Source organism: uncultured Campylobacter sp., assembly GCF_938040115.1.
Classification (GTDB): Bacteria; Campylobacterota; Campylobacteria; order Campylobacterales; family Campylobacteraceae; genus Campylobacter_A.
The window spans coordinates 1-10,634 of the sequence record NZ_CALHXD010000163.1; the positions used below are offsets into that span (position 1 = coordinate 1).

Below are 10,634 nucleotides of genomic sequence, written 5' to 3' on the forward strand. Positions count from 1 at the left end.
TTTATAAGCTCGTAAAAGACGGACAAACGACTTATTACGTTACAAATAAAGAGGCTGTTCCACATTTTAACTCTCATACCGGCACCGTCGTCATAGAGGGCGCAAAACCGGGCGACAAGGTTAAATTCGCAGGAGGCGCAGACTCGCTTACGCAGGCTCAAAACGAGGACGGGCTGCAAGCGGGCGCAAAGCAGTTTATCAAAGACGGCGACGATACTATCCTCTACGCTAACGGCAAAAACGCGGGCTTTAGCAACTCGGATGATTTAAAGATCGTATTTAAAGGCGTTAGCATCGATCCGACCGCAAAAGACGGAGCCTTTACGCTAAAGCAAAATATTTTAGCCGACGGCGCCATCAAGGCAACCGACGCGCAGGGCTTTACCAAGCTCTTTGACGACGCGCCTGCTCTTAAGCTAGACGGCACGGAAAACGTCTATAAAAAAGAGGGCAAATTTTACCAAGACGCGCAAGCTACCAAGCCTTTAGACGCGGATGCGCTAAACGTAAAGGCCGTTAAATTTGATAACGACGACGTCTATACCTTTAGGTCTGCGAAAAAATCGCAATCCAAAGACGCGGTAAAAGCCTACGACGAACAAAGCTTAAGCTCAAATTCGCAAAAAGGCGACGCGCTAAAAAGCGGCGATACGACTTACGAGTTTTTCGACAAAGGCAACGTCGCAAAGATATCAAGCGATGATTTTTCGTTTGAAAACGGCGCACAGTATCTAGGCTCGCTAAATTTAGACGGAGCCAAAAACATAACCAAAGAGTCGTTTTTATCCGGCAAGCTAGGAGACAAAATCCTACCTAACGCGCACTCAAACATAACTACTGTCGGAGTTAAATTCGAGCTCAAGCAAAACGGCGATATAAAATCTTTAGTCGCAAGCTTTGAAAAAGCTAAGGAGATATTAAGCGGCGCGCTAAAAGACAGGATCGCAGACGGCGCGGTAGAGCTTAGCAAAGATAGCGCGCTAACAAACGCTCAGCTACAAACGTTAGCTCAAAATGCCGCTAAATTTGCTAACGGTGCGGTAAAATCGGCCGTTTTAAGCGCGGCTGAGCTAACGTCGCTTAATAAAGAAGCTGCGGATAAAATCGTAAATTCGGCCGTAACTCTAACAGATAAAGACGCGTTTAACAAAGAGTCTCTAAAGGCTTTAGGCGCGTTTAGCGACAAGCTAAAAGACGGCGCGATAGCTAATACGCAAAAGCTAAGTGTGGCTGATTTTTACGAAATTTTCGGTAAAGGCTTTTTATCTAGCGACAAGCTATCAAGCTACAAGATCGCAGACGGCGCCCTAGAGATCGAAGATAGCGCGCATAATTTACAAAATGCGGTAGAAAACAGGCTTAATTATTTCGGCGAAAAGATAAAATCCATGAAAACCTCAGACGGCGCGGAGCTAAAAATCTCAGCCGCGAATTTCAATAAAATCGGCGCGGATAAATTTGACGCTAACGATAACATAAAACTAACGGGCGTTAGCTCAAACGATAAGGATGCCTTGCTAAGCGACAAGGTGGATAGCTTTGAAATCAACAAAACGCTAGAAGTAAGCGTAGACGAATACGCTAAATTTGCTGCTAAACTCGCTGGAAAAGGCAAATTTGATATCGCAGACGACTTTAAAAAAATCATGAAATTTTTAAAGACGGCGGACGTTTCAAAGATAGAAGCGCTAAATTTAAAAGATAAAAATATCGAACTTAGCGCGAGCGACGTGGAAGAGCTAGCTAAGCTTAACGATCTAAATTTGCATACTAAATACGGCACGCAAATCACGCTAAAGCAAAGCGCGCAAGAGCTAAACGCGGACGGTTCAAAGCTGTTAAAGGCCTTTGCGGGGCTGTCTTTTGGCGCAGGAAATACCAAAAAACAGATCGATGTGCAAGGAGACGGCGTTTTAGAGCTTGATAAAGATACGTTTGAAACTTTTAAATTTGCCGCAGACGACAATCTAAAAATAACAAACGTAACAGGCTCGGTCTACGCAAGCGACGCCAAAGAAACCTTTACCTTTAAGCAAGACGCGTCTAGAGTCGTTATAAATGCCTTATCTAACGGCGACAAGCTTGATTTCTCCAGGTTAGCTTCTAACGTAACGTCTATCGGCGATCTAAACGTTGCCGCAGACGCGCAAACGCAGCTACAAGACGGCAAAATTTACTACGTTAGCGGTATGTCGGCAGGCTTTGCGTCCGGGTTTGATAAGATTTTCGGCGAAGGCAAGGCGTTTTTAACCAAAGCCGCAGGCAACGAAAAATCTATAATCCTAGCTAAAACTTACAGCGGTTTTGAGATATATAAGGTCGAAAATAACGGCGATAACGTAATAACTAAGGATGAGGTAAAATATATAGGCTCTGTTAGCGTAAACCGCGACTTTAATCTTAGCGCGGATAATATCGTGCTAGCGGCCGCATCAAAAAGTCTTAGCGCGGCGCAGTTTGCGACCGAAGCGGCAAAAGGCGCCAGCGGGCTAAATTTGCTAGATACGGCGGAAAATATAAAGCAAAATTTGGCGAATTTAATCTCAAACAAAGACAAAATAGCAAGCATTAGCAGCAGCGACGATAAGCCTATAAATTTAACCGCCTCGCAGCTAGGCGAGCTAAAAGGCAAATTTGCCCCTAGCCAAACGCTAAAAATAAGCGAGGCGCTAAAGGACGGCAAAACAGCGAGCGCGGACGGAGGCAAATATATCTTTACTCTGGATAAAGACGAGAAAAACTGGCAGCTGGAGAAATTCGGCGCAGACGATAAGCTTGATTTTTCAAAGGTATTTGAGGGCAAGCAGCTAAGCACGGGCGAGTTTAACCTAAACGCAAACGGGCAAAAAGCAACGCTGCAAGACGGTAAAATATATAAAGCCGAGCTAAGCTTTACGCCGTCAAATCAAGGCGGCGGCGCAGATAGCGAGCTAAACGTGCTTAAAAAGGTGTTTGAAGAGTCGTTTGAAAAAGGCGCAAAAGCCCTGCTCATCGCTAAAAACCTCAAGCAAGAGGGCAACTCGTACTCCTATAACTACGTCTATAAGATCGAGGACGACGGCAACGGCAAGCTAGACCAGGGCGACATCAAGCTGCTAGGCGTCGTAAATACGAATAACGGCTTTCAAAACAACTACGACATAACCGCGGCTAACGCGGAGCTGTAGTTTTGCGATGAAATTTAGTCGGCCGAGTCGGTCGGCTAAATTTAATTTACGCTTTAACCCAAAATAAAGCGCTTGGCCGCAATTATTGATTTTACGTATATTTTTAACCACAATGCTTCGCTTTTAAAATTTACCGAAAATTTTAAAATAAAACAAATTTAAAGCGTCAAAATGAAAAAAATCTGCTTTCTTTGGCTGTAGCGGCGAGCTTGTCGCAGGTCTTCTATGCGGCGCAACCCGTGCAAATGCAAACAAGCGCGCAGATCAAATATATCGGTACGGGCAGCAATCTTCATCCGCAGCCTTGTCAAACTAAACGCGAATGAACGCAGACGGACGGCTATGGATATATTTCGCGTCAAGAACGGCAAGACCCTCTAGCGCCAAGATATCATCCAAGACATACCCAAAAAGCTAAAACGACGATACTATGTTTTAATTTTAGCCTGTTTTAGGGCTAAATCATCCGCAAAATTCGTAAAACTAAAATCCAAATTTAGCCGCCGAGTCGCCGAAAAAGCGAGCAAAATTTAAACGAGATTTAAGACGAACGTTTTGCGCTAAATGCGAATTTAAGCTGTCTTTGTCTGATTTTCGCCTCCTGCCAAATTTAGCCTTAGGCTCAAACTCTCCCCGCCGTTTCTAAAACCACGCTTTTTAGTAAATTTACGCCGTTAGCGATATCGCTCCAGCTAGAAAATTCCGCCGGATTGTGGCTGATGCCGTCTTTGGACGGGATGAAAATCATCGCCGTCGGACAAAGTGCGCTCATATGCATAGCATCGTGCCCTGCGCCGCTTGGCATAATTTCAAAGCCAAGCCCAAGGGCCGCGGCTTTTTGGGCGATGAGATCGATGAGTCGGCCGTCCAGCGCGCACGGCTCGTCAAAGGCTAGCTGCTTGATCTCGCATTTGGCGCCGCGCTGTGATTCGATGCGCGAGATTTCGCCCATGATTTGCTCGTATGCCGCTTCGCGCGTGCGCAGGTCGATGCCGCGCAGGTCGATTAGTAGCGTTGTCTCGCCCGGCACGACGTTCATGACGCCCGGTTTTACCGTGCAGTTGCCCACAGTCGCTACCACGCCGTTTGCCGCATTTTCGCGCGCGACGTGCTCGACGGCCAGCACTATCTGCGCTGCTGCGCAAAGCGCATCGTGACGGTATTTCATTGCTGTAGTGCCGGAGTGCTGAGCTTGGCCCTGCACGCGCACGCTAAATCTATGCGGCGCAGCGATGGCGCTCACCACGCCGATTTGGATGTTTTCGTTATCTAGTAGCGGCCCTTGCTCGATGTGTAGCTCGAAAAAGCTCTCGTAGTTTGGCGTCAAATTTTTAGCCTTTTCGATGCTAGCTAGATCGATGCCAAACTCAGCAAAGATCTCGCCGATAGCGCGCCCTTGAAAATCGCGCACGTCTTTTAGTTTTTCAAAACCTAGCTTGCCGCACATTACCTTGCTGCCAAGCGTCGCGATGTTAAATCTGCTTGATTCCTCACACTCAAAGACGACTAACTCGAGAGGTCTGCGCGTTTGCACGCCTTCGTCGTTTAGCGATCTAATCAGCTCCAGTCCGCCAAGGACGCCTAGAATCCCGTCAAATTCGCCGCCGTTTATCACGGTGTCTAGATGCGAGCCAAACGCTACCGCCGGCAGCTCGGGCTCGGTGCCTCCGCGCCTAGCAAAGATATTTCCGATCGCGTCTATACGTACTTTTAGCCCCGCCTCCTTACAGCGCGCGATAAATAGCTCTCTAGCGGCCTTATCCTCGCGCGTGTAGGCTAGGCGGCTCATCCCGCCGCCAAAGCTCTCGTCGTTTACGGCGTTTATCTCGCTAAAAAGCGCCTTAAGTCTATCTAAATTTATACTCATCGCCCATCCTTCGTATTTAAAATTTACTAAATTCTAGCCAAGAAGCATTAAATTTATACTTTAATATTTTTATTTAATACAATGTTTAATTTTTGGATTTTAGATAATGTTTGATATATAAGAACTAACAAACGCTAACGTTAGTTTTATTAAAATTTAGCGCTAAAATCGGCTTTTGAATATAGAATTTACAAACAAATTGCCCGGTTTGAGATTTAAATTTGCAGAAAATATGATGGTCAAATTTAAACAAAAGCAGTGGTTTTTGAGAGGAGCGGTTGGCAACATAAATTTGCCACCTAAAAATCTTTGGCTCGTAGCGTGTTTGCTGGCGAGCCAAAGTTAAATTTGCCTGCTTAAACTAGCTGTGCACCCGCGCCTTTTACGACCTCACCGATAACGTAGCCGCCCGAGTTTGCCAGCACGAACTCTGCGTTTTCTTTCGGCGCTACAACGATCATACCAACGCCCATGTTAAATGTCCTCATCATCTCGGCAGGCTCTACCTTTTGCGCTATGACTTTAAAGATTTCAGGCGTGCGGATCGCTGCATGCTCGATCTTCGCGCCCAGCCCCTCTGGAAATACGCGCGGCAGATTTTCCACGATACCGCCGCCTGTGATATGCGCGAGCGCGTGGATTTTGTCTTTTAAATTTAAAAAGTCGCCGACGTAAATCCTAGTCGGCTCCAAAAGAACATCGATGAGCGCGCGACCGTCCACTTTATCGTCAAATTTTAGCCCCATCTCTGCGACTACTTTGCGCGCGAGCGAGAAGCCGTTTGAGTGCAGTCCACTGCTAGGAAGCGCGATGAGTACGTCGCCCTCACGTACGAACTTGCTGCGGTCGATCTCGTCTTCTTCGGCGATACCCACTGCAAAGCCTGCAAGGTCGAAGTCGCCTTTCTCATACATCGATGGCATCTCTGCCGTTTCGCCGCCGATAAGCGCGCAGCGCGCGAGTTTGCAGCCCTCGGCGATACTTTTTACGACCTCTTTGGCATCTGCGATTTCAAGCTTTGCAGTCGCGTAGTAGTCGAGGAAAAATAGCGGCTCGGCGAAGTTGCAGATGAGGTCGTTTACGCACATCGCGACGAGATCTTGGCCTACGCCCTCAAATTTACGCGCGTCGATCGCGAGTCGCAGCTTTGTGCCCACGCCGTCGGTGGCGCCCAGGATAGCGGGCTTTTTGTAGCCTGCGGGCAGTCTCACCGCACCGCTAAACGAGCCGATACCGCCCAAAACGTGCGGAGTTTGCGTGGCTTTGACGAACGGTTTTATCGCGTTTACGAACTCATTTCCCGCGTCTATATCGACGCCTGCGTCTTTGTAGCTTATCATTTTTGGCCTTTATTGAAATTTGATTAATTTTAGCCAAAAATTGCTAAAATCGGAGTAAAAAATCGGAGGCAAAATGCCGCAATTTAAACACGCAATCGTCATCACGGGTAGCATCGGCAGCGGCAAAAGCACGGTTTGCGAGACACTTCGCGAGCGAGGATTTGAGATCATCGACGCCGATAGGATTTCACATTGCGTCTTGGATCGCTGCGCCGCACAGGTGGCTGAAATTTTCGGCGCGCAGTACGTTGTGCAAAAAGACGTACAGGCCGAAAATTTGGGCTTGCACGCGGAATTTGACAATAGTAGAGATGAGGAAAATTTGACCGATTCCCGCGCTTTTGTGGACCGAAAAAAACTAGGCGAGCTGGTGTTTAAAAACCCGGCGGAGCTTGCAAAGCTTGAAGCGTTGCTGCATCCAAAGATAACGGCTGAAATTTTATCGCAGGCACAGGCTTTGGAGGCGAAAGGAAAGCTCTATTTCGTCGATATTCCGCTGTTTTTCGAGGGCAAAAGATATGAGTTTTTTGATAAAGTGGCGGTCGTTTATGCGCCTAAAGATACGCTGATCGCGCGCGTGGTGAAGCGAAACGGACTTAGCTACGACGCCGCAAAGTACCGCGTGGAGCTACAAATAGATATCGAACAAAAGCGCACTATGGCGAATTTTGTTATAGATAATAGCGGTGATTTGCAAAATTTAAGAGATGAAACCGGGTCTTTTTTGGAAAAAATAGCTTAACTTGTTATGACACGGCATTTTATGCTATTTGAACACTGCTTTAGTCACTTGGCAGCGGCAGTTTGGCGTCATATCTAGCCCTGCTACTACTTGTGACGCAAACTACGTTGATTATTTTAGTTTATTTGCAGTCTTTGCTTTCAAGTTTTATCCGAATCAGCTCTTTGTTCTTTATATAATAAACAAAATCGACGCCGTCGGCTATATCGCGCACGGCCTTTAACCGCATATCTTCGCAAAATTCTTTTTTGAGTTCCTTTGTTTGCTCGTCTTTTAGCTCGGCTATATCTTTATCATTTAGCGCGTTTTCACCCATTTCTAGCCCTTTTCCAAGTGCATATTGATAAATGATGCGACGATTTTCACAGCTGATTTTTTCGAGCGTATTTATCTCATCTATTTTTCTCGGAAGACCTGAATTTAGCCGTATCAGCATTTCTTGTACATTTGACGCTTCGCATAGATTTTCTTTCATTTGTTCTTTTGCGTATTCTACTTTACTGCCTATAAAAACTTCTACGCCGATCCAGATCGCGACGGCTATGCCTAAGATAATAAATAAAAATTTGTTGAGTTTGTTTAAGTTTTGATTTAGTTTTTGTATGTCCATTTTTACTCCTTAAATTTGAGGCGGTATTTTATCGGAAAAAACGAAAAAAAAATTAAAATTTGAAGTGAAATTTGTTTTATTGAGATCAGAGAAAGACGATAAATTTTTAAATGAGCCAAAAATATAGAGAAAAGGAGCGGGAAACCGCCCCTGGGTATTATAAAGCAGCCTTTGCTTTTGAAGCTAGCTCGCTGAAAGCTTTTGCGTCATTCATAGCTAGATCGGCTAAGATTTTTCTATCAAGCTCGATATTTGCTTTTTTAAGTCCCGCGATAAAGCGCGAATAGCTAATGTCGTTTAGGCGGCACGCAGCATTTATGCGTACTATCCACAAGCGGCGGAAGTCGCGTTTCTTGCGGCGTCTGTCGCGGTATGCATAGACCAAACTTCTTTCTAATTGCTCTTTAGCTTTTCTAAAGTGTTTGTGTCTAGCGCTGAAAAAACCTCTAGCTAGTTTTAAAACTTTTTTATGGCGTCTTCTTCTAACTACGCCTGTTTTTACTCTTGCCATATTTATCCTTTACAAATCGGCGCTCACTGAGTGAGTCTTGCCCCAAATTTGGGGGAGTTTGGAATGACTTTTCGTCAAAAACTTAAATTCCGAGCATCGCTTTGACGCTTGCGACGTTTGTGCTGTCTACGTATTGAGGCGAGCGTAAATCTCTCTTGCGGTTGCGAGATTTTTTAGTCAAAATGTGGCTTCTAAAAGCAGAGCCTCTTTTGATCTTGTTTTTGCCCACTTTAAAACGTTTAGCAGCGCCGCGAACTGTCTTCATCTTAGGCATACTAATCCTTTTAAAATTTCTTTTACGCCTTACGCGTAAGAGTGGGATTATACCCAAAATTCCTTTAAGAAATTTAAATTTGACAGTGCGCGCGATAAAATACAAAACAAATTTACAATACAATCTTGAAAGTAGCTTAAATTTTAGATTTAATTAATATTTTTAGTCCTATAATTTCACTTAGATTTATTATCTCAAATCAAGGAGTAACGATGAAGATAAAGTTTCTCGCCTCTGCGGCGGTAATAAGCGCGATGTTTTGCGCAAACGCGCTAGCTTGCACGACTATTTTGGTTAGAGAAGGAGCCTCTGACGACGGCTCGATGCTGATAGCAAGGAGTGCCGATAGCAAGGCGATAAAGGCGCAGGTATTTTTGATACATCCAAAAAAATCCAATCAAAAAGGCGTCCATAGCTCAAAGGCGCATGACGGGGCAAATGATTTTACCTATCCACTGCCAAAAGAGGGCATGAGGTATACGACGATAGCAAACTCCCACACCAAGCTTCACGGCGCTGTCGGCTACAATGACGCGGGCGTGGGCATCAGCGGCACCGAGACCATCTACGCTAAAGACGAACTGCTAAAAATCGATCCGTATAACGAAGCGACGGGCATCACGGAGGACGATATCCCCGACGTCTTGCTACCTAGGATGAAAAGCGCGGCCGAGGGCGTAAAACTGCTCGGCGAGATCGTGGAAACTACGGGTGCGGGAGAGGGTTTTGGCGTAGTGTTTGTGGATAAAAACGAGCTTTGGTACTTTGAAACGGGCACCGGTCATCACTGGATGGCGGTTAAACTACCTAAAGACGAATACTTTGTCTCTGCAAACCAAGGCAGACTACAAAACTACAAAGAAAACGATCCAAATTTCATGGGGTCAAAAAATTTAATCAAATTTGCCGAGGATAACGGCGCCTACGATCCGGCAAAAGACGGCGAATTTCAGTTTACCAAAGCCTACACCAGAGACGATGAGAGAGATATGACCTACAACTATCCGCGCGTTTGCTGGGTACAGCAGATGTTTAATCCCGAGCTAAAAGATAAGCAGACCCTTAACGGCGGCAACTATCCGGTATTTTTAAAACCGGCTAAAAAGCTAAGCGTGCAGGATCTAAAAAATGCTCTTAGATCCCACTACGACGGCACTGCGTACGATAACTACGCGAGCAAAGACGAAAATCAAAAAAATATCTACCGCGCCGTTAGCGTCTTTAGAACCTACGAGTCGCACGTCATGCAGGTGCGCCCGTGGCTACCGCAAGAGATCGGCAGAGTGACCTACGTGGCGCTTGGTATGTCGGAGCTTGGCGTTTATTTGCCGTATTATTATGGCCTCGATAAATTTATCGACGGCTACGACAAGGGCTCGTATAAAGCCGACGACGAGTCGATTTATTGGACGTATAGAAAGCTACAAACCCTCGTGATGATGGACTATGATAAGTATTCGCCGGTCGTAAAAAAGGCCTACAAGGAGTTTGAGGACGCGCTCGCGGTCAAACAGGCTAAATTTGAAGACGAATACGTCAAACTCTACAAAAAAGACAAAGCCAAAGCAAACAAGCTGCTAAACGAATTTTCGATAAATATGATGAAGGAAGCCAAGGCTTTAACGCAAAATTTGACTAATGAAATCTTCACGATGCTAACCGATGACACCGACGCCAAGCTAAAATCGCTAAATAAAGGCAAAAAAGACTAGGCAAATTTAAGAGGCGGGCTGCGGCCTGCCTCAAATTAGCTGGAATTTGATAAAAACTTCTTGATTTATTTTTTAAAAATCTTTATAATACGGCTCAAATTTGACCCCAAAAGGATGAGCTTAATGCCTTGCCCCATGCCTGAGACTCTTTAATCTTAGCAAAAAAACCGCAAACGACTTTAAAAAAACAGCCAAATTTTTAAATAATTTCACGTTTTTAAACATTAATATAAATTTATTTCTATCGCCGCGCAGGGCGCATTGTAATTGCATTTTTAAAAACAAAGCGAAGCAGCATCTGAAATTTGGGCGAAATTTGTTTAGCAGGGTTTTTTATAAATTTTATTTTAGTTTGAGAAAAAGCGGTTGCCATCCGCCGTTTCTAAGCTCGCTCTTTTGAGCGACTTTGAA

8 protein-coding genes are annotated in these 10,634 nt (G+C 45.2%); 3 read left to right on the forward strand and 5 right to left on the reverse strand.

Annotated features, from left to right (window positions below; genetic code table 11):
• Window positions 1-3,167 (forward strand): hypothetical protein (locus tag Q0314_RS05720; protein ID WP_298057442.1); only part of this gene is annotated, 3,167 nt, incomplete at its 5' end.
• Window positions 3,168-3,789: 622 nt separating this feature from the next.
• Here the strand turns inward: Q0314_RS05720 and Q0314_RS05725 are convergent.
• Both Q0314_RS05725 and purM read right to left on the reverse strand, forming a co-directional pair.
• Window positions 3,790-5,034, reverse strand: a complete 1,245-nt coding sequence (locus tag Q0314_RS05725; RefSeq protein ID WP_298057444.1) for a Zn-dependent hydrolase — start codon at window positions 5,032-5,034, stop codon at window positions 3,790-3,792.
• A 356-nt stretch (window positions 5,035-5,390) separates the two neighbouring features.
• Entirely contained in the window at window positions 5,391-6,374 is a 984-nt protein-coding gene (purM, locus tag Q0314_RS05730) for a phosphoribosylformylglycinamidine cyclo-ligase (RefSeq protein WP_298057446.1), read from the reverse strand.
• Between the two features lie 73 nt (window positions 6,375-6,447).
• On the opposite strand from purM, the gene coaE reads away from it, so the two are divergent.
• Window positions 6,448-7,116: a dephospho-CoA kinase gene (gene coaE / locus Q0314_RS05735; RefSeq protein WP_298057448.1), complete on the forward strand. Its 669-nt coding sequence runs from the start codon at window positions 6,448-6,450 to the stop codon at window positions 7,114-7,116.
• A gap of 121 nt (window positions 7,117-7,237) precedes the next feature.
• Here the strand turns inward: coaE and Q0314_RS05740 are convergent, their stop codons facing one another.
• The 3 genes from Q0314_RS05740 to rpmI form a co-directional block, all read right to left on the reverse strand.
• Window positions 7,238-7,726 carry a hypothetical protein gene (locus Q0314_RS05740; RefSeq protein ID WP_298057450.1) on the reverse strand — a complete coding sequence of 163 codons (489 nt, stop codon included), beginning with the start codon at window positions 7,724-7,726 and terminating at the stop codon, window positions 7,238-7,240.
• A gap of 157 nt (window positions 7,727-7,883) precedes the next feature.
• Complete coding sequence (rplT, locus tag Q0314_RS05745; protein WP_002944116.1) at window positions 7,884-8,237, reverse strand: 50S ribosomal protein L20; 354 nt, start codon at window positions 8,235-8,237, stop codon at window positions 7,884-7,886.
• An 82-nt stretch (window positions 8,238-8,319) separates the two neighbouring features.
• On the reverse strand, window positions 8,320-8,511 hold the full coding sequence (gene rpmI / locus Q0314_RS05750) for a 50S ribosomal protein L35 (protein ID WP_002944195.1): 192 nt from the start codon (window positions 8,509-8,511) through the stop codon (window positions 8,320-8,322).
• Window positions 8,512-8,723: 212 nt separating this feature from the next.
• Here rpmI and Q0314_RS05755 point away from each other — a divergent pair, with 212 nt between their 5' ends.
• On the forward strand, window positions 8,724-10,223 hold the full coding sequence (locus Q0314_RS05755) for a C69 family dipeptidase (protein ID WP_298057452.1): 1,500 nt from the start codon (window positions 8,724-8,726) through the stop codon (window positions 10,221-10,223).
• The last annotated feature ends 411 nt before the right edge of the window (window positions 10,224-10,634 follow it).

Coding starts and splice junctions, on each gene's coding strand:
- Q0314_RS05725 (WP_298057444.1), bottom strand. CDS start 5,034: ATGAGTATAAATTTAGATAGACTTAAGGCGCTTTTTAGCGAGATAAAC.
- purM (WP_298057446.1), bottom strand. CDS start 6,374: ATGATAAGCTACAAAGACGCAGGCGTCGATATAGACGCGGGAAATGAG.
- coaE (WP_298057448.1), top strand. CDS start 6,448: ATGCCGCAATTTAAACACGCAATCGTCATCACGGGTAGCATCGGCAGC.
- Q0314_RS05740 (WP_298057450.1), bottom strand. CDS start 7,726: ATGGACATACAAAAACTAAATCAAAACTTAAACAAACTCAACAAATTT.
- rplT (WP_002944116.1), bottom strand. CDS start 8,237: ATGGCAAGAGTAAAAACAGGCGTAGTTAGAAGAAGACGCCATAAAAAA.
- rpmI (WP_002944195.1), bottom strand. CDS start 8,511: ATGCCTAAGATGAAGACAGTTCGCGGCGCTGCTAAACGTTTTAAAGTG.
- Q0314_RS05755 (WP_298057452.1), top strand. CDS start 8,724: ATGAAGATAAAGTTTCTCGCCTCTGCGGCGGTAATAAGCGCGATGTTT.